Raw genomic sequence first — 18,702 nt, 5'->3', positions numbered from 1 at the left:
AGAGAAAGATCAAAATTTGGAGGGGTTCCCGAGTGGCCAAAGGGAGCAGACTGTAAATCTGCCGGCACTGCCTTCGATGGTTCGAATCCGTCTCCCTCCACCATATTCTAAAGGTTAAATAGCTCAAAAGAGTTACGTGTTGCGTGCATCGTATAATGGCTATTACCTCAGCCTTCCAAGCTGATGATGCGGGTTCGATTCCCGCTGCACGCTCCAACTCATTTTGTGTGCTGATATAGCTCAGTCGGTAGAGCGCACCCTTGGTAAGGGTGAGGTCCCCAGTTCGACTCTGGGTATTAGCACCAGTCTAAAGCTTCTTCTCCTTTTAATAAAAAAACCATTTTTTTTTGGTTGCGTGGTCTTATTTCAAGCCACCTAATCCGTACCTAGAGGGACACCCCATGTCTAAAGAAAAATTTGAACGTACGAAACCGCACGTAAACGTTGGTACTATCGGCCACGTTGACCACGGTAAAACAACTCTAACTGCTGCTATCTGTACTACACTTGCAAAAGTGTACGGCGGTGTTGCTAAAGATTTCGCATCTATCGATAACGCTCCAGAAGAGCGCGAGCGCGGTATCACAATCGCAACTTCTCACGTTGAGTACGATACTCCTGAACGTCACTACGCACACGTAGACTGTCCTGGACACGCCGATTATGTTAAAAACATGATCACTGGTGCTGCTCAAATGGACGGCGGTATCCTAGTTGTTGCTGCTACAGATGGCCCTATGCCACAAACTCGTGAGCACATCCTACTTGGTCGTCAAGTTGGTATCCCTTACATCATCGTATTCATGAACAAATGTGACATGGTTGATGACGAAGAGCTACTTGAGCTAGTAGAAATGGAAGTTCGTGAACTTCTTTCTGAGTACGAGTACCCAGGAGACGACCTTCCAGTAATTCAAGGTTCTGCACTTGGCGCTCTAAACGGCGAAAAGCAGTGGGAAGACAAGATCGTTGAGCTTGCAGAAGCACTAGATTCTTACATTCCACTTCCAGAGCGTGCTGTTGATCTACCGTTCCTACTTCCTATTGAAGATGTATTCTCAATCCAAGGTCGTGGTACTGTAGTTACTGGTCGTATCGAGCGCGGTATCCTACGTGTAGGTGACGAAGTAGAAATCGTTGGTATCAAAGAAACTACTCTTACTACTTGTACTGGTGTTGAAATGTTCCGTAAGCTGCTTGACGAAGGTCGTGCAGGTGAGAACGTTGGTGCACTTCTACGTGGTACTAAGCGTGATGACGTTGAACGTGGCCAAGTACTTTCTGCTAAAGGTTCAATCAACCCACACACTAAGTTTGAGTCTGAAGTATACGTACTTTCTAAAGACGAAGGCGGCCGTCACACTCCTTTCTTCAAGGGTTACCGTCCACAGTTCTACTTCCGTACAACTGACGTAACAGGCGATATCACTCTACCTGAAGGCGTAGAAATGGTAATGCCAGGTGACAACGTTCAAATGACTGTTGAGCTAATCGCTCCAATCGCAATGGACGAAGGTCTACGTTTCGCAATCCGCGAAGGTGGCCGTACAGTTGGTGCTGGTGTTGTAGCTAAAATCTTTGCATAAGATTTGACGAACCACTAGTAAAAAGGGCATCATTTGATGCCCTTTTTCTGCGCTGAAAAAAGAGTTGGGTGTTTTGGCACCAATTTTAGCTCTTAGCAAAGAATTAAACGGTCTTTTTGACTAAAATGACTGTTAGATGTGTTGTTTTGCAACGCAAAGGAATGTGCCCTGCAACAGCGGGGTTATTGTCGTCTATATTTAAGACTTATCACAGGTTGGTTTTATGAAAGCAAACGCTGAAACTCCTGATAGCTCAGGTGCAGCAGATACAATGAAGTGGGTAGTCGCTTTTGTACTGTTGGCTGCTGCTGTTGTGGGTAATTACCTGTATGGTGAATTGTCTGTTGTAATTCGCGCTGCAGGTGTAGTTGTGCTGATTGCTGCCGCACTAGGCGTTGCAGCAACAACAACTAAAGGTAAAGCTGCGATCGATTTTGCAAAAGAATCTCGTATGGAGATTCGTAAAGTTGTTTGGCCTACTCGCCAAGAAACTATGCAAACTACATTGATCGTTTTAGCTGTATGTATTGTTATGTCTCTAGTGCTTTGGGGAATTGACGGCATTATGGTCCGTTTAGTTTCTCTAGCGACTGGGGTGTAGAGGGTTCTGATTCATGAGTGAAGCTCCAAAAAAACGTTGGTATGTAGTTCAAGCCTTTTCAGGCTATGAAGGTCGTGTATCTCAATCGTTACGCGAACATATTAAAATGCACGACATGGAAGAATTCTTTGGTGACGTTTTAGTACCTACTGAAGAAGTAGTGGAAATGCGTGCAGGTCAACGCCGTAAAAGCGAACGTAAGTTCTTCCCTGGCTACGTATTAGTGCAAATGATCATGAATGATGAATCATGGCACTTAGTACGCAGCATTCCTCGTGTTATGGGCTTCATTGGTGGTACCTCTGATCGTCCTGCACCAATCACTGACAAAGAAGCTGATGCTATCTTGAACCGTCTAGAGAAAGCGAGCGAGTCCCCACGTCCTAAGACAATGTTCGAAGCAGGTGAAGTGGTTCGTGTGAACGATGGTCCATTTGCTGACTTTAACGGTACCGTTGAAGAAGTGGATTACGAGAAGAGCCGTATTAAGGTATCTGTATCGATCTTTGGTCGTGCAACACCTGTTGAGCTTGAATTCGGTCAGGTTGAAAAACTAGACTAAGACTCGGTTAGTTTGAGTAAGCTGTTGATAACTATTTAACAAGCTGTTCAAAATCAAAGAGTATAAAAAACCACCTTTTTAGGGTTGTTAAAGGCGCGAATTATGATTATAATTTCGCGCCTTTTTACTTCTTAGGAAGTGAAAAGTAATTAATGAAATTAAGGGGAGCTCGCCTAAAGGCTAGCGCACGTACCCAAATATTTAGGAAATATCATGGCTAAGAAAGTTGAAGCTTATATCAAACTGCAAGTTGCAGCTGGTATGGCAAACCCAAGTCCACCGGTTGGTCCTGCTCTAGGTCAACACGGCGTGAACATCATGGAATTCTGTAAAGCGTTCAACGCAAAAACAGAATCTGTTGAGAAAGGTCTACCTACTCCAGTAGTTATTACTGTATACAACGACCGTTCTTTCACGTTCGTAACTAAGACTCCACCTGCTGCTGTTCTTCTTAAGAAAGCTGCTGGCGTTAAGTCTGGTTCTGGTCGTCCAAACACTGAAAAAGTGGGCACAGTAACTGACGCTCAAGTACAGGAAATCGCAGAAACTAAAGCTGCTGATATGACTGGTGCTGACATCGAAGCAATGAAGCGTTCTATTGCTGGTACTGCTCGTTCAATGGGCCTAGTGGTAGAGGGATAAGATCATGGCAAAACTTACTAAGCGTATGCGCGTAATCCGCGACAAAGTTGAAGTAACTAAAGAATACGAAATCAACGAAGCTGTTGCTCTTCTTAAAGAACTAGCAACTGCTAAATTCGTTGAGTCTGTAGATGTTGCTGTTAACCTAGGCATCGATGCTCGTAAATCTGACCAAAACGTACGTGGCGCAACTGTGCTACCTCACGGTACTGGCCGTGAAATCCGCGTTGCTGTGTTCACTCAAGGTGCAAACGCAGAAGCAGCTAAAGAAGCTGGCGCAGATATCGTTGGTATGGAAGATCTTGCTGAGCAAGTGAAAAAAGGCGTAATGGACTTTGACGTTGTTGTTGCTTCTCCAGATGCAATGCGCGTTGTTGGTCAACTAGGTACAATCCTAGGTCCACGCGGTCTAATGCCAAACCCTAAAGTTGGTACTGTAACTCCTAACGTTGCTGAAGCAGTTAAAAATGCTAAAGCCGGTCAGGTTCGTTACCGTAACGACAAGAACGGCATCATCCACACTACTATCGGTAAAGCAACTTTCGAAGCTAACCAGCTTCAAGAGAACCTAGAAGCACTTCTAGTTGCTCTTAAGAAAGCTAAGCCTTCTTCAGCGAAAGGTACTTTCCTGAAGAAAGTAAGCATCTCTACTACGATGGGTGCTGGTGTTGCTGTTGATCAAGCTAGTCTTGACACACAAGCAAACTAATTTGCTTGGGCGCAGATTTAGTGTATACTTCTGCGCCTAATATTTGTGGTTGGGTGGTTTTTGAAGCAATTCATAATCGTCTATCCCAAGACCGTAGGCGCTGTCGATTTTCCTTGGATTATTGATGGCTTAATAAAACCTACGTAGGCGATGTTGTGGTTTGAAGTGAATTTATTCTTTTTTAAATAACATCGTAAACGCTCAGTACATTTTGTATTGAGTGCTGTAATCACAACCAGAGGTTAATCCAAATGGCTTTAAATCTTCAAGACAAAAAAGCAATTGTTGCTGAAGTCAACGAAGCTGCCAGTGGTGCACTTTCTGCAGTTGTAGCTGATTCTCGTGGCGTTGAAGTTGGCGCAATGACTTCTCTACGTAAACAAGCTCGCGAAGCGGGTGTTTACATGAAAGTTGTTCGTAACACACTAGCACGCCGTGCGGTTCAGGGTACAGACTACGAGTGTCTAGTAGACACTTTCACTGGTCCAACTCTGATCGCATTCTCTAATGAGCACCCTGGTGCTGCTGCGCGTCTTTTCAAAGACTTCGCTAAAGAGAATAAAGATTTCGAGATCAAAGCTGCTGCATTTGAAGGCGCAGTTACTGATGCTGAAGTACTAGCGACACTACCAACTTACGACGAAGCTATCGCACGCCTAATGATGTGCATGAAAGAAGCTTCTGCTGGCAAGCTGGTTCGTACTATCGCTGCTGTTCGCGACCAAAAAGAAGAAGCTGCGGCATAAGCCTTGCTTTTCACTGGTTGCTATTTAAACTTATTGTTGACTTAAAAGAGAATTGTTATGTCTATTACTAACGAGCAAATCCTAGACGCAGTTGCAGAAATGTCTGTAATGCAAGTTGTTGAGCTTATCGAAGCTATGGAAGAAAAATTCGGTGTTACTGCTGCTGCTGCAGTTGTAGCTGGTGGTGCTTCAGCTGAAGCTGCTGCTGAGCAAACTGAATTCGACGTTATCCTTACTGGCGCTGGCGCAAACAAAGTACAAGTTATCAAAGCTGTACGTGGCGCAACTGGCCTAGGTCTTAAAGAAGCTAAAGGTCTTGTAGACTCAGCTCCTGCAGCGCTTAAAGAAGGCGTTGACAAAGCTGAAGCTGAAGCTCTTAAAGCACAGCTAGAAGAAGTTGGCGCTTCTGTTGAAATCAAGTAATTATTACTTAATTTCCTAGCCGCAAGGCTATTGGCTGGTGGTTTATTAACCACCGGCTTTTTTGCGCTGTAGGGCTATGATGAATTTCCCGCTGTTTAAGCGTCATCGTCTGAGCAAAAAAACAGTTATTTCTTCGAAATAATTGTTAACCACAATAAACAGCTGTTAGTCACTGTCCCACTCTAATGAGCGTTTGGACAGTTTGGGTCACTTATCAGCGAGCTGAGGAACCCCATGGTTTACTCTTATACCGAGAAAAAGCGCATCCGTAAGGATTTTGGTACTCGTCCACAAGTTTTGGACATTCCATACCTGTTATCGATCCAGCTTGATTCTTTCGATAAATTCATCGAACAGGATCCAGAAGGTCAATACGGTCTTGAGGCTGCTTTTCGTTCTGTATTTCCAATTCAGAGCTACAACGGCAATTCAGAGCTGCAATACGTTAGCTACCGTCTTGGTGAGCCAGTATTTGATGTTAAAGAATGTCAAATTCGTGGTGTAACTTACTCAAAGCCACTACGCGTTAAACTGCGTCTAGTTATCTTTGATAGAGATGCGCCTGCAGGTACTGTAAAAGACATTAAAGAACAAGAAGTCTACATGGGCGAAATTCCGCTTATGACAGACAATGGTACTTTCGTAATTAATGGTACCGAGAGGGTTATCGTATCCCAGCTGCACCGAAGCCCAGGCGTGTTCTTCGACAGTGATAAGGGTAAGACCCACTCATCTGGTAAAGTTCTTTATAACGCACGTGTAATTCCTTACCGTGGCTCATGGTTAGACTTTGAGTTCGATCCTAAGGATAACTTATTCGTACGTATCGACCGTCGTCGTAAGCTACCAGCATCGATTATCCTTCGTGCACTTGGTAAATCGACAGAAGAGATCCTAGATCTGTTCTTCGACAAAGTGAACTTCGAAGTGAAAGACCAGACTCTACTTATGGAGTTGGTTCCTGATCGTCTACGTGGTGAAACTGCATCATTCGACATCGAATCAAATGGTAAGACTTACGTTGAGACTGGTCGTCGTGTAACTGCTCGCCATATCCGTCAGCTTGAAAAAGATGGCGTTGAGCACATCGAAGTACCTGTAGAGTACATCGTTGAAAAGATTGCTGCGAAAGATTACATCAACGAAGCAACTGGCGAGATCATCGTTGGCGCAAACCAAGAGATCAGCCTAGAGGCACTTGCTAACTTATCTCAAGCAGGTCACAAATCTCTAGAAACTCTGTTCACGAATGACCTAGACCATGGTCCATTCATGTCAGACACTCTACGTGCAGATAGCACAGTAGATCGCATCTCTGCATTGGTAGAAATCTACCGCATGATGCGTCCTGGCGAGCCACCAACAAAAGAAGCTGCAGAATCATTATTCGAAAGCCTATTCTTCTCTGAAGATCGTTACGACCTATCAACTGTAGGCCGTATGAAATTCAACAGCTCTATCGAGCGTGAAGAAGAAGAAGAGCGCGGTACTCTGGATGAATCAGACATCATTGAAGTGATGAAGAAACTGATTGGCATCCGTAACGGTAAAGGCGAAGTGGACGATATCGACCACCTTGGCAACCGTCGTATCCGTTCTGTAGGTGAAATGGCAGAAAACCAATTCCGTGTTGGTCTAGTTCGTGTAGAACGTGCCGTTAAAGAACGTCTAAGCCTTGGTGACCTTGATGCAATCATGCCTCAAGATCTTATCAACGCTAAACCGATCTCTGCTGCAGTTAAAGAATTCTTTGGCTCTTCACAGCTTTCACAGTTTATGGACCAAAACAACCCATTGTCAGAAGTTACGCACAAACGTCGTATTTCTGCTTTAGGTCCAGGCGGTCTAACTCGTGAACGCGCAGGCTTTGAAGTACGTGATGTTCACGTAACTCACTACGGTCGTCTATGCCCGATCGAAACGCCTGAAGGTCCAAACATCGGTCTGATTAACTCGCTATCTGCGTTTGCGCGTTGTAACGATTACGGTTTCCTAGAAACTCCGTACCGTCGCGTTGTAGATGGTGTAGTAACAGAAGAAGTTGATTACCTGTCTGCAATCCAGGAAGGTCAATTCGTTATCGCACAGGCAAACACGGTTCTTACTGAAGAAGCGACGTTTGCTGATGAGCTAATCACTGCTCGTCAAAAAGGTGAATCTGGTCTTCACCCACGCGATCACGTTGACTACATGGACGTTGCGACAAACCAAGTAGTATCTATTGCTGCTTCGCTTATCCCGTTCCTAGAACACGATGATGCGAACCGTGCATTGATGGGTGCGAACATGCAACGTCAAGCTGTGCCAACACTGAGAGCTGATAAGCCTCTAGTAGGTACCGGTATTGAACGTAACATCGCAGTTGACTCTGGCGTTACAGCGGTTGCTAAACGTGGGGGTCAAGTTCAGTCTGTTGACGCTTCTCGTATCGTAGTTAAGGTTAACGAAGATGAATTGGTACCTGGCGAAGCTGGTATTGATATCTACAACCTAACTAAGTACACGCGTTCGAACCAAAACACATGTATTAACCAACGTCCAACTGTACTTCCTGGTGAACCAGTTGCACGCGGCGATGTTCTTGCTGATGGTCCTTCAACTGACCTTGGTGAACTTGCTCTTGGCCAAAACATGCGTATCGCGTTCATGCCTTGGAATGGTTACAACTTCGAAGACTCGATCTTAGTATCTGAGCGCGTAGTTCAAGAAGACCGTTTCACGACAATCCACATCCAAGAACTATCTTGTGTGGCTCGTGATACTAAGCTGGGCTCTGAAGAGATCACAGCTGATATTCCAAACGTAGGTGAGTCTGCTCTGTCTAAATTAGATGAGTCAGGTATCGTTTACATTGGTGCTGAAGTTAAGGGTGGCGACATCCTAGTTGGTAAAGTAACGCCTAAAGGTGAAACTCAACTGACTCCTGAAGAGAAGCTACTACGTGCTATCTTCGGTGAGAAAGCATCTGATGTTAAAGATACTTCTCTACGTGTACCAAACTCTGTTTCGGGTACTATCATCGATGTACAAGTCTTCACTCGCGATGGCGTAGAGAAAGACAAACGTGCACTTGAAATCGAACAGATGCAGCTTAAAGAAGCTAAGAAAGACCTTACTGAAGAGTTCCAAATTCTTGAGGGTGGCCTTCTTAACCGCGTTAAAGCTGTACTTCTGTCTGGTGGTTACTCTGAAGCTAAGCTTGATACGATCGGTCGTAAGCAATGGCTAGAGCAAGTTCTAGAAGACGATGCGCTGCAAACACAGCTTGAGCAACTTGCTGAGCAGTGGGATGAGCTAAAAGCAGACTTCGATAAGAAGTTTGAAACTAAGCGTCGTAAAATCACTCAAGGTGATGATCTAGCGCCTGGCGTTCTTAAGATTGTTAAAGTTTACCTAGCGGTTAAACGTCGTATCCAGCCTGGCGATAAGATGGCGGGTCGTCACGGTAACAAAGGTGTAATCTCTAAGATTAACCCTGTTGAAGACATGCCATACGATGAAAAAGGTCAGCCTGTAGACATCGTACTTAACCCACTGGGTGTACCATCGCGTATGAACATCGGTCAAATCCTAGAAGTACACTTAGGTTTGGCTGCTAAAGGTATCGGTGACAAGATCAACCAAATGGTTAAGGAACAACAAGAACTGCATAAGTTCCGTGAGTTCCTACAGAAGGTTTATGATCTTGGTGATACTCGTCAGAAAGTTGATATTGCTGAACTGTCTGATGATCAAGTTCGTACACTGATCAAGAACCTACGTGGCGGTCTACCGATTGCTACTCCTGTGTTCGACGGTGCGTCAGAAGCGTTAATCAAAGAACTACTTAAACTGGGTGATCTGCCAGAATCTGGTCAGCTTAAACTGTTTGATGGTCGTACTGGTGATTCGTTTGAGCGTCCTGTAACTGTTGGTTACATGTACATGCTGAAACTGAACCACTTGGTTGATGACAAGATGCATGCTCGTTCAACTGGTTCTTACAGCCTAGTAACTCAGCAACCACTTGGTGGTAAAGCTCAGTTCGGTGGTCAGCGTTTCGGTGAGATGGAAGTATGGGCACTAGAAGCATACGGTGCTGCATATACTCTACAAGAAATGCTAACAGTTAAGTCAGATGACGTTAACGGCCGTACTAAGATGTATAAGAACATCGTAGATGGTAACCATAGCATGGAACCTGGCATGCCAGAGTCGTTCAACGTACTGTTGAAAGAGATTCGCTCGTTAGGTATCAACATCGAGCTAGAAGACGAAGAGTAATCCCTATTTTTTAAAAGAAGATTGGATTACTTGGTAAAGGGGGCTCACTTTAGTCGGTGAGCTCCTTTAACTCCTTACAGGAGCTGAACGTGAAAGACTTATTAAACTTTCTAAAAGCACAGCATAAGACCGAAGAATTTGATGCAATCAAAATCGGTCTATCTTCACCAGACACGATCCGTTCGTGGTCTTTTGGTGAAGTTAAAAAGCCAGAAACAATTAACTATCGTACGTTCAAACCTGAACGTGATGGTCTGTTCTGTGCACGTATTTTTGGTCCAGTTAAAGACTACGAATGTCTTTGTGGCAAATACAAGCGCCTGAAGCACCGTGGTGTTATCTGTGAGAAGTGTGGCGTTGAAGTTACACAGACTAAAGTTCGTCGTGACCGTATGGGCCACATCGAGCTAGCTTCACCAGTTGCTCACATCTGGTTCTTAAAATCACTACCGTCTCGTATCGGCCTACTAATGGATATCCCTCTGCGTGATATCGAACGTGTTCTTTACTTCGAAATGTACGTAGTAACTGAACCGGGGATGACTGATCTAGAAAAATCTCAGATGCTTACTGAAGAAGAGTATCTGGATCGTCTAGAAGAGTGGGGTGACGAATTCACTGCTAAGATGGGTGCTGAAGCGATCAAAGATCTGCTTTCAACAATGGACCTTCATCAAGAAGTGGAAGAAATGCGCGAAGAGTTAGAAACAACTAACTCAGAAACTAAGCGTAAGAAAGTGACTAAGCGTTTGAAGCTAGTTGAAGCATTCATCTCATCAGGCAACAAGCCTGAGTGGATGATCTTAACTGTACTTCCAGTGCTACCGCCTGATCTACGTCCTCTAGTTCCACTAGATGGCGGTCGTTTTGCGACTTCAGATCTGAACGACCTTTACCGTCGTGTGATCAACCGTAACAACCGTTTGAAGCGTCTTCTAGAGCTAGCTGCTCCGGACATCATCGTACGTAACGAAAAGCGTATGCTGCAAGAGTCTGTTGATGCACTTCTAGATAACGGTCGTCGCGGTCGTGCGATCACTGGCTCTAACAAGCGTCCTCTGAAATCTCTTGCTGATATGATCAAGGGTAAACAAGGTCGTTTCCGTCAGAACCTTCTAGGTAAACGTGTAGACTACTCTGGCCGTTCTGTAATCACAGTTGGTCCATACCTTCGTCTACATCAGTGTGGTCTTCCTAAGAAGATGGCACTTGAGCTATTTAAACCATTCATCTACAGCAAGTTAGAAACTCGTGGCATGGCTACGACAATCAAAGCTGCTAAGAAAATGGTAGAACGCGAAGAAGCGATCGTTTGGGATATCCTAGACGAAGTTATCCGCGAACACCCAGTACTGCTTAACCGTGCACCTACACTTCACCGTCTAGGTATCCAAGCGTTTGAACCAGTACTAATCGAAGGTAAAGCGATTCAGCTTCACCCACTAGTGTGTGCGGCATACAACGCCGACTTCGATGGTGACCAAATGGCTGTACACGTGCCTCTAACTTTAGAAGCACAGCTAGAAGCTCGTACCCTAATGATGTCGACGAATAACATTCTGTCGCCAGCATCAGGTGATCCGATCATCGTTCCTTCGCAGGACGTTGTATTGGGTCTTTACTACATGACACGTGACAAGATCAACGTGAAAGGTGAAGGTATGTACCTTGCTGGCCCTGCAGAGGCTGAAAAGGCATACCGTACTAAGACTGCTGAGCTACACGCTCGCGTTAAAGTACGTATCACCGAGACTGTAGTAGACGAAGATGGTAACAGCACTACTGAAACGAAGATGGTTGATACAACTGTCGGCCGTGCAATGCTATGGCAAATCGTTCCAGCTGGCCTACCGTACAGCATCGTTAACCAAAAGTTAGGTAAGAAGCAGATCTCTACTCTTCTTAACGAGTGTTACCGTAAGCTTGGTCTAAAAGATACGGTAGTATTTGCTGACCAAATCATGTACGCAGGTTTTGCATACGCTGCACTTTCTGGTGTTTCTGTAGGTATCGACGATATGGTTGTACCTCAAGCGAAATACGATGAAATTGAATCTGCTGAAGAAGAAGTTCGTGAAATCCAAGAGCAATTCCAATCTGGTCTTGTTACTGCGGGTGAGCGTTACAACAAAGTTATCGATATCTGGGCATCTACGAATGACCGTGTTGCGAAAGCAATGATGGATAACCTTTCTTCTGAAACTGTTATTAACCGTGACGGCGAAGAAGAACAGCAAGAATCGTTCAACAGCATCTACATGATGGCCGACTCGGGCGCACGTGGTTCTGCAGCTCAGATTCGTCAGCTAGCAGGTATGCGTGGTCTGATGGCGCGTCCAGATGGTTCTATCATCGAAACGCCGATCACTGCGAACTTTAAAGAAGGTCTAAACGTCCTTCAGTACTTTATCTCAACGCACGGTGCTCGTAAGGGGCTTGCGGATACAGCACTGAAAACAGCTAACTCGGGTTACCTAACTCGTCGTCTAGTAGACGTAGCACAAGACGTTGTAGTACACGAACATGACTGTGGCACACATGAAGGTATCGACATGATGCCTCACATCGAAGGTGGTGACGTTAAAGTTGCACTTTCTGAGCTTGCTCTTGGTCGTGTAGTTGCTGAAGATGTTCTTAAGCCTGGTACTGAAGATGTACTGATTCCACGTAATACTCTGATTGATGAGAAGTGGTGTCAGATCATGGAAGACAACTCAGTAGATAGCATGAAAGTGCGCTCTGTTGTTACCTGTGATGCAGACTTCGGGTGTTGTGCGCAGTGTTACGGTCGTGACCTAGCACGTGGTCACTTAGTGAACCAAGGTGAAGCAGTTGGTGTTATCGCTGCACAATCTATCGGTGAACCGGGTACACAGCTAACGATGCGTACGTTCCACATCGGTGGTGCGGCATCTACTGCAGCAGCAGAGAACAGCATCCAAGCTAAGACAACTGGTACTGTGAAACTTCACAATGCTAAGTTTGTAATCAACAAAGATAAGAAGCTGGTTATCACTTCTCGTGCATCTGAGATGACGATTATTGATGAATTCGGCCGTACGAAAGAGAAGCACAAACTTCCTTACGGTTCGATGCTAACCAAAGGCGACAACGCCGCAGTAACTGCTGGTGAAGTTGTAGCTAACTGGGAAGCGCATACCATGCCAATCATTACTGAGGTGGCAGGTCGTATCCAATTTGTAGATATGATCGATGGTATTACAGTTTCTCGTCAAACTGACGACCTAACTGGTCTTTCTTCAAGTGAAGTAACAGACGCAGCAGCTCGCCCAGCAGCAGGTAAAGATATGCGTCCAGCTATCAAACTTGTTGATGAGCAAGGTAACGACGTAATGATCCCTGGTACTGATATGCCAGCTCACTACTTCCTACCTGGCAAAGCGATTGTAAACATCGAAGATGGCGCTGAAGTTGGCATTGGTGACACACTATCTCGTATCCCTCAAAAATCGAGCGGAAACAAAGATATCACTGGTGGTCTACCACGCGTAGCTGACCTATTCGAAGCTCGTAAGCCTAAAGAGCCTGCGATCCTTGCTGAGCACACAGGTACTGTGTCGTTTGGTAAAGAAACGAAAGGTAAGCGTCGTCTAGTCATCACTCGTGAAGGCGGTGACGCTTACGAAGAGATGATTCCTAAGCACCGTCAATTGAACGTGTTCGAAGGTGAGAAGATTGAACGTGGTGATGTAATCGCCGACGGTCCTGAAACTCCACACGATATCCTGCGTCTACGTGGTATCCACGCTGTGACTCAGTACATCGCGAACGAAGTTCAAGAAGTTTACCGCTTACAAGGCGTAAAGATTAACGATAAGCACATCGAGACTATCGTTCGTCAAATGCTACGTAAGTGTACAATCACTCATTCTGGTGACTCTCCGTTCCTACCTGGCGAACAAGTTGAGTACCACAATGTTAAGATTGCTAACCGTAAGCTAGAAGCTGAAGGTAAAGAACTAGTACGTTTCGAACGTGATCTACTAGGTATTACTAAAGCATCTCTTGCAACTGAGTCATTTATCTCAGCTGCATCGTTCCAAGAACGACTCGCGTACTAACAGAAGCTGCGGTTTCTGGTAAGCGTGATGACCTTCGCGGTCTGAAAGAGAACGTAATTGTTGGTCGTCTGATCCCAGCTGGTACTGGTTTCGCATACCACCAAGAGCGTCAAAAGCAACGTGAAGAAGAGCAAGAAGGTCCTTCAGCTGAACAAGCTACTGACAATCTAGCAGCACTTCTAAACGCTGGTTTCTCTTCAGAAGAGTAAGTTCTACGAGTAGTCTCTAAGAAATAAGAAAAAAGGCACCTTCGGGTGCCTTTTTTGTATCTGTCGTTTGACTTAAATCGGATTAATCTTGCAGGGGCAGACTTGTATCTTTGGTACAAGTTTCAAGTGAGTTATGTGTTTCATTTCTGGAATGGAGTTAATGACGTTGCTGTCTCTACGGATTTATATAGAGAACCGTAAGCTGGGTGTGTAGGTTGCTGAGGTGCAGGAATGTGTGCGGATAGATAGCGAAAAGAGAGTATCAATGTGTTGAATGCTATCAAGCCCTAGGCTTCTGAAGGTAGATGGTATTCATGATTCATAGACAAAACAAAAAGCTTGCACAGAGGCAAGCTTACAAGATAGTTAGCCAACTATGCTCCTGGCGGAACCGCTAGGCTATCGGCAATTTGCTGTATCAGTTGATCTTCAACCTCAAACCTCGCCTCAATAATCTCGCCAATCAAAGACAAATCACTGTCAAAGCTTTCCAATGCATCACTGGCTTCGATGGCGGCGTACTTATCCGTAAAGTTGAGTAGTGGTTCTGTGGTAAGGACAATATGACCATAAGATTGGTTAATTTCGTCTGTTGCTTTGAAGCCAGTAGACTGCCACCTGTCCATCACCATGTCATAAATTTTGAAATGACCTTCGGAGATGTAATCAACAAGATGTTGGCTGAATTTTTGGAGCGCCTCTGGAGAAGGTAGTTCAGTGATTGCCGTTGCTTTCGACGATGAAGGTTGTAGAGCGGCAAGCTTACAATACTCAACGATTAGAGATTGTCGAGTTTCGAGCCAATGATCGATGACCTCATTAGAGCCACCCCATTGTTCCTGTATTTGTTTGAATTTATTTAGCATGACCATGTCCTCATGATCTGATCACAACCTTGTGATCATGGTAATTGCCTAAGCAAGGTCCGTTTATTGGTAACTACTAAAAGTAATAGCTTGAAATATTCTCTGCTACAACTCTAGTATGAAATTAGATTGCCAGTAAAATGAACGAACTGCAAGCAATGAGGCATAGGGATGTTAAAAAAAAGTGATACAAAAATGACAGAGCAAGCTTACTGGTGCGTCGTTTCTGGTAGTGATATTTGGGTTAATAATGATCAGTTTCCTTATGGCTCGGCTGAAGAGCTAGGGCTGAGTGTCGAACACGCTATCTGTATTGGTCAGCATCAAGGTCGTCAGGCCTATTGGCTCAACTACTGCGATGTCGAGAGTGAACTGACCATGATTAATCTACGTGAGTTATTGCACTGGTCTGAATCGAGTTTTCTTATGGCAAGTAAGGCTATCCAGTACGGACACATGACTCAAAGTATGCGTTTTTGTCCACAGTGCGGCGGTCGCAATCATTTGAATCACAATCAGGTTGCGATGCAGTGTGGTGACTGTCGAACTCTTCATTACCCTCGTATCTTCCCGTGCATCATTGTCGCTGTGCGAAACGACAACAAGATATTACTTGCGCAGCACCCAAGGCATAAAACAGGCATGTATACCGTGATAGCGGGCTTCCTAGAGGTTGGAGAAACCTTAGAGCAGTGTGTAGCGCGAGAAGTCAAAGAAGAAACGGGTATCGATGTGAGTAATATTCGTTACTTTGGTAGCCAGCCATGGGCGTTTCCATCGAGTATGATGATGGCCTTCCTTGCTGACTATGCTGGTGGAACGCTCAAACCAGATTACAGTGAACTGTCGGATGCCCAATGGTTTGATGTAACAAGCCTGCCGGATGTCGCTCCAGTTGGAACCATTGCGAGACAGTTGATTGAGAAAACAGTCGATGATGTGATGAAAGGTGCAATGACGGAGCAGGCGCTCGAGCACTAATTAGCCTGTGATAGTATTTAGCCCATGGGTGGTCAAAAGCTAAAAAAAACCCTCCACAAGTGGAGGGGGTAAGTAAGATGTCGTTATGAGATGCTGAGTAGTGACTACTCAGATGTTATAATTGTAATTTGCGCTAGCGAACAAATTTTTAACATACGTCTGCAATTGGGTGCAAATTAAGCATTGATTTAAAAGTTAATAACTTGATCTAGGTTGCAAAGCACACAGCTTTTACCCCTCAATCAGTGTTAGAATACTTGCCATCAAAACTAGACAAGATTGAATTGGAATTGAACGGAATGACCGAATTAAAAAATGATCGCTATTTACGCGCACTTTTAAAGCAGCCTGTTGATTGTACTCCAGTATGGATGATGCGCCAAGCGGGGCGTTATCTTCCTGAATACAAAGCAACGCGTGCAGAAGCAGGCGATTTCATGTCTTTGTGCAAGAACGCGGAACTAGCATCAGAAGTAACGCTTCAGCCTTTGCGTCGTTTCCCTCTTGATGCGGCAATCTTGTTCTCTGACATCCTAACTATCCCAGATGCGATGGGTTTAGGTTTGTACTTCGAAACAGGTGAAGGCCCTAAATTTGAGCGTCCGATTACTTGTAAAGCTGACGTAGAGAAGATTAGCCTACCTGATCCAGAAGGCGAGCTTCAATACGTAATGAATGCCGTTCGTCAGATCCGTAAAGACCTGAAAGGCGAAGTGCCACTGATTGGTTTCTCTGGTAGCCCTTGGACACTGGCAACTTACATGGTTGAAGGCAGCAGCTCGAAGGCATTTACTAAGATCAAGAAGATGATGTATGCAGAGCCACAAACACTGCACTTACTTCTAGATAAGCTTGCTGACACCGTGATTGAATACCTGAACGCGCAAATTAAAGCGGGTGCACAATCGGTAATGGTATTCGATACATGGGGTGGTGTACTGACTCCGCGTGACTACAACCTGTTCTCACTGCAGTACATGCACAAAATTGTCGATGGACTAATCCGTGAAAACGAAGGTCGCCGTGTACCGGTTACTCTGTTCACTAAGAACGGTGGCATGTGGCTAGAATCTATCGCAGCGACTGGCTGTGATGCAGTTGGCCTAGACTGGACAATCAATATTGCTGATGCAAAAGCACGTATTGGCAATAAAGTGGCTCTACAAGGCAACATGGATCCATCAGTACTTTACGCACAACCTGAGCGTATTCGTGAAGAAGTCGGCACTATCCTTGAAGGTTTCGGTGACGATGGTACTGGCCACGTATTTAACCTTGGCCATGGTATTCACCTAGATGTGCCACCAGAAAATGCTGGTGTATTTGTGGACGCAGTTCACGATCTATCTAAGCCATACCATAAGTAATTCAGTATGTGTTTTTAGAAAAAGCGCTGTCGAGAAATCTGCAGCGCTTTTTTATTACCTTTTATCCGTATTCAATATCGGCTTAATAATCGTGAATGTGCAGCTAATTTGGTATTTGGATCATGGTAGGCCAAATACTCTGATACGTGCTTCCTGATATAGGGAAGAACTTCACTTTCGAACCATGGGTTCTTTTTGAGCCAGATATTATTACGTGGTGACGGGTGCGGTAGTGGCAAAAATTCTGGAGCCCAATCCTGCCAGTTTTTGACGGTCTCTGTCAGTGTTTTGGTGGTTCTTTCCTTTAAATAATAGTTTTGCGCATACTGACCAATCAAAAGTGTCATTTGAATATTGGGCAGTGATTGCAGTACTTTCTTATGCCAGAGCTCTGCGCACTCCTTGCGTGGTGGTAGATCGCCACTCTTTCCTTTACCAGGGTAGCAGAAACCCATAGGTACAATCGCGACCTTTTTTTCGTCATAAAAGGTATCGCTGCCTATCCCTAGCCACTCTCTTAATCTTTCCCCACTGGCATCATTCCATGGGATAGATGATTCATGAACCTTGATGCCGGGCGCTTGCCCTATGATTAACAAGCGCGCGTTTGGGTGTGCCTGAATCACTGGGTTTGCACCGTGTGACAAATGAGGTTCACAAGCGGTGCATTGTCGTATCTCGGTGAGCAGTGATGAGAACATCAGTAGCCTTTATCAAAATCAATGATGTGATTCAGTGTAAAGCCATCTCGCCATTGTTGGTAATTATTGGCGAAGATCTCCACAACCTGTCTTGGCTCACTCAGAGCCGCAATGTGCGGGGTGATGGTGACTTGCGGTAATTTCCAAAACGGGTGTTCTTGCGTGAGAGGTTCGCATTCAAAAACATCCAAGAAAGCGTGTTCAACCCATTTGTTCTTAATCGCAAGCAGTAACGCTTTATTGTCTACGCTTTCCCCACGCCCCACATTAAACAGCAATATGTTAGAGCAGTAGCTTAAGGTGGTTTGATTCAGTAGGTGGTAGGTCTCATCCGTTGATGGCAGTGTATTCACCACAATATCCGCTTGTTTGAGAGCGGCCTCCAGTTCATTGATATGGAAAGTGTCTTTAAAGGTTTCTTGCTTTGGGGGAATGCCAGTGCGATTGACTCCTATGGTGCGAATACCAAAGGCTGATGCGGCTTGCGCTAGATGACTGCCAATTGAACCCGTACCTAAAACCACCATGGTTTTATCGGTAAGGCTAGTATAAAGCTGAGGTTGCCAATTTTGTTGCTGTTGTTGCTGGTGGTAGTGGGAAAAGTGCCTGAAGTGGCTAATGGTATAACCTAGTACGTACTCTGCGATCGCTGGACCGAAGATACCTCTCACGTTAGTTAGGGTGTAATCATGGCGCAGATTGGGCTGAGTAAGTTTATTGATACCAGCGTAGGTGCTTTGTAGCCAATCTAACTGCGTAAATTCATCCAAACGGTCAGCGATGAGGGGAGGTGAGGCTAATACGATCTCTGCAGACTTTGGGTTTTGAGTGATTTCTAGGTCGGGTAAATCTTGGTTTAGAATCAGTTGTACGTAGGTATCGTCATGCTCAGTAGCAATATAGAGCTTATTAGTAAAATTGTTCATCGGCTTACCTTTTCCCCCCAGGGTTTATCAAGTACACT

Annotated in this window: 13 protein-coding genes, 3 tRNA genes and 1 pseudogene; 14 read left to right on the top strand and 3 right to left on the bottom strand. The window is 44.9% G+C overall.

The features are described 5' to 3' along the window. The first annotated feature begins 18 nt into the window (after positions 1-18). The 12 genes and pseudogenes from ACMAZD_RS16600 (at position 19) to rpoC (ending at position 13,823) form a co-directional block, all read left to right on the top strand. Positions 19-103: transfer RNA gene (locus ACMAZD_RS16600), tRNA-Tyr, on the top strand. A 38-nt stretch (positions 104-141) separates the two neighbouring features. Beyond that, positions 142-216 (top strand) — tRNA-Gly (locus ACMAZD_RS16595). Positions 217-229: 13 nt separating this feature from the next. Further along, positions 230-305 (top strand) — tRNA-Thr (locus ACMAZD_RS16590). Positions 306-401: 96 nt separating this feature from the next. Further along, a complete protein-coding gene (gene tuf, locus ACMAZD_RS16585; protein ID WP_012604914.1) occupies positions 402-1,586 on the top strand; it encodes an elongation factor Tu in 1,185 nt (394 codons plus the stop codon). A 223-nt stretch (positions 1,587-1,809) separates the two neighbouring features. Further along, complete coding sequence (gene secE / locus ACMAZD_RS16580) at positions 1,810-2,187, top strand: preprotein translocase subunit SecE (protein ID WP_017096511.1); 378 nt, start codon at positions 1,810-1,812, stop codon at positions 2,185-2,187. 13 nt (positions 2,188-2,200) lie between these two features. Further along, complete coding sequence (nusG, locus tag ACMAZD_RS16575; protein ID WP_012605006.1) at positions 2,201-2,749, top strand: transcription termination/antitermination protein NusG; 549 nt, start codon at positions 2,201-2,203, stop codon at positions 2,747-2,749. Between the two features lie 213 nt (positions 2,750-2,962). Continuing rightward, a complete protein-coding gene (gene rplK / locus ACMAZD_RS16570) occupies positions 2,963-3,391 on the top strand; it encodes a 50S ribosomal protein L11 (protein ID WP_010435555.1) in 429 nt (142 codons plus the stop codon). A 4-nt stretch (positions 3,392-3,395) separates the two neighbouring features. Further along, positions 3,396-4,100 carry a 50S ribosomal protein L1 gene (gene rplA / locus ACMAZD_RS16565; RefSeq protein WP_435247981.1) on the top strand — a complete coding sequence of 235 codons (705 nt, stop codon included), beginning with the start codon at positions 3,396-3,398 and terminating at the stop codon, positions 4,098-4,100. Positions 4,101-4,351: 251 nt separating this feature from the next. Further along, on the top strand, positions 4,352-4,846 hold the full coding sequence (rplJ, locus tag ACMAZD_RS16560) for a 50S ribosomal protein L10 (RefSeq protein ID WP_010435550.1): 495 nt from the start codon (positions 4,352-4,354) through the stop codon (positions 4,844-4,846). A 57-nt stretch (positions 4,847-4,903) separates the two neighbouring features. After that, positions 4,904-5,269 carry a 50S ribosomal protein L7/L12 gene (gene rplL, locus ACMAZD_RS16555; RefSeq protein ID WP_004729770.1) on the top strand — a complete coding sequence of 122 codons (366 nt, stop codon included), beginning with the start codon at positions 4,904-4,906 and terminating at the stop codon, positions 5,267-5,269. 234 nt (positions 5,270-5,503) lie between these two features. Continuing rightward, positions 5,504-9,532 (top strand): DNA-directed RNA polymerase subunit beta, encoded by a 4,029-nt coding sequence (gene rpoB, locus ACMAZD_RS16550; RefSeq protein ID WP_017104578.1) that lies wholly within the window; start codon positions 5,504-5,506, stop codon positions 9,530-9,532. A gap of 89 nt (positions 9,533-9,621) precedes the next feature. Continuing rightward, positions 9,622-13,823: pseudogene (rpoC, locus tag ACMAZD_RS16545) on the top strand (DNA-directed RNA polymerase subunit beta'). Between the two features lie 374 nt (positions 13,824-14,197). On the opposite strand, the gene rsd reads toward rpoC, so the two are convergent. Further along, the gene (gene rsd, locus ACMAZD_RS16540; protein ID WP_435247980.1) at positions 14,198-14,695 is read right to left on the bottom strand and encodes a sigma D regulator; all 498 of its coding nucleotides are present in this window, start codon (positions 14,693-14,695) and stop codon (positions 14,198-14,200) included. A gap of 165 nt (positions 14,696-14,860) precedes the next feature. Here rsd and nudC point away from each other — a divergent pair, with 165 nt between their 5' ends. Together nudC and hemE are read left to right on the top strand one after the other, a co-directional pair. Continuing rightward, positions 14,861-15,670: an NAD(+) diphosphatase gene (gene nudC, locus ACMAZD_RS16535; protein ID WP_435247979.1), complete on the top strand. Its 810-nt coding sequence runs from the start codon at positions 14,861-14,863 to the stop codon at positions 15,668-15,670. A 299-nt stretch (positions 15,671-15,969) separates the two neighbouring features. Continuing rightward, positions 15,970-17,037 carry a uroporphyrinogen decarboxylase gene (hemE, locus tag ACMAZD_RS16530; RefSeq protein ID WP_435247978.1) on the top strand — a complete coding sequence of 356 codons (1,068 nt, stop codon included), beginning with the start codon at positions 15,970-15,972 and terminating at the stop codon, positions 17,035-17,037. 71 nt (positions 17,038-17,108) lie between these two features. Here the strand turns inward: hemE and ACMAZD_RS16525 are convergent, their stop codons facing one another. Both ACMAZD_RS16525 and ACMAZD_RS16520 read right to left on the bottom strand, forming a co-directional pair. Then, complete coding sequence (locus ACMAZD_RS16525) at positions 17,109-17,738, bottom strand: uracil-DNA glycosylase family protein (protein WP_435247977.1); 630 nt, start codon at positions 17,736-17,738, stop codon at positions 17,109-17,111. Further along, positions 17,738-18,664 carry a D-2-hydroxyacid dehydrogenase gene (locus tag ACMAZD_RS16520; protein ID WP_435247976.1) on the bottom strand — a complete coding sequence of 309 codons (927 nt, stop codon included), beginning with the start codon at positions 18,662-18,664 and terminating at the stop codon, positions 17,738-17,740. The genes ACMAZD_RS16525 and ACMAZD_RS16520 overlap by 1 nt, the downstream gene beginning before the upstream one ends. Positions 18,665-18,702: the final 38 nt, after the last annotated feature.

It is taken from the genome of Vibrio sp. nBUS_14 (assembly GCF_051201655.1).
Taxonomy (GTDB): domain Bacteria; phylum Pseudomonadota; class Gammaproteobacteria; order Enterobacterales; family Vibrionaceae; genus Vibrio.
Note: the sequence above shows the minus strand (reverse complement) of the source record. Positions and strands in the feature narration are given on the sequence as shown.

Excerpts from the sequence above, each read along its gene's own strand:
- nudC (WP_435247979.1), top strand. The coding sequence starts at position 14,861 with ATGTTAAAAAAAAGTGATACAAAAATGACAGAGCAAGCTTACTGGTGC.
- rplA (WP_435247981.1), top strand. The coding sequence starts at position 3,396 with ATGGCAAAACTTACTAAGCGTATGCGCGTAATCCGCGACAAAGTTGAA.
- tuf (WP_012604914.1), top strand. The coding sequence starts at position 402 with ATGTCTAAAGAAAAATTTGAACGTACGAAACCGCACGTAAACGTTGGT.
- ACMAZD_RS16525 (WP_435247977.1), bottom strand. The coding sequence starts at position 17,738 with ATGTTCTCATCACTGCTCACCGAGATACGACAATGCACCGCTTGTGAA.
- rsd (WP_435247980.1), bottom strand. The coding sequence starts at position 14,695 with ATGGTCATGCTAAATAAATTCAAACAAATACAGGAACAATGGGGTGGC.
- hemE (WP_435247978.1), top strand. The coding sequence starts at position 15,970 with ATGACCGAATTAAAAAATGATCGCTATTTACGCGCACTTTTAAAGCAG.
- rplL (WP_004729770.1), top strand. The coding sequence starts at position 4,904 with ATGTCTATTACTAACGAGCAAATCCTAGACGCAGTTGCAGAAATGTCT.
- secE (WP_017096511.1), top strand. The coding sequence starts at position 1,810 with ATGAAAGCAAACGCTGAAACTCCTGATAGCTCAGGTGCAGCAGATACA.
- nusG (WP_012605006.1), top strand. The coding sequence starts at position 2,201 with ATGAGTGAAGCTCCAAAAAAACGTTGGTATGTAGTTCAAGCCTTTTCA.
- rpoB (WP_017104578.1), top strand. The coding sequence starts at position 5,504 with ATGGTTTACTCTTATACCGAGAAAAAGCGCATCCGTAAGGATTTTGGT.
- rplJ (WP_010435550.1), top strand. The coding sequence starts at position 4,352 with ATGGCTTTAAATCTTCAAGACAAAAAAGCAATTGTTGCTGAAGTCAAC.
- ACMAZD_RS16520 (WP_435247976.1), bottom strand. The coding sequence starts at position 18,664 with ATGAACAATTTTACTAATAAGCTCTATATTGCTACTGAGCATGACGAT.
- rplK (WP_010435555.1), top strand. The coding sequence starts at position 2,963 with ATGGCTAAGAAAGTTGAAGCTTATATCAAACTGCAAGTTGCAGCTGGT.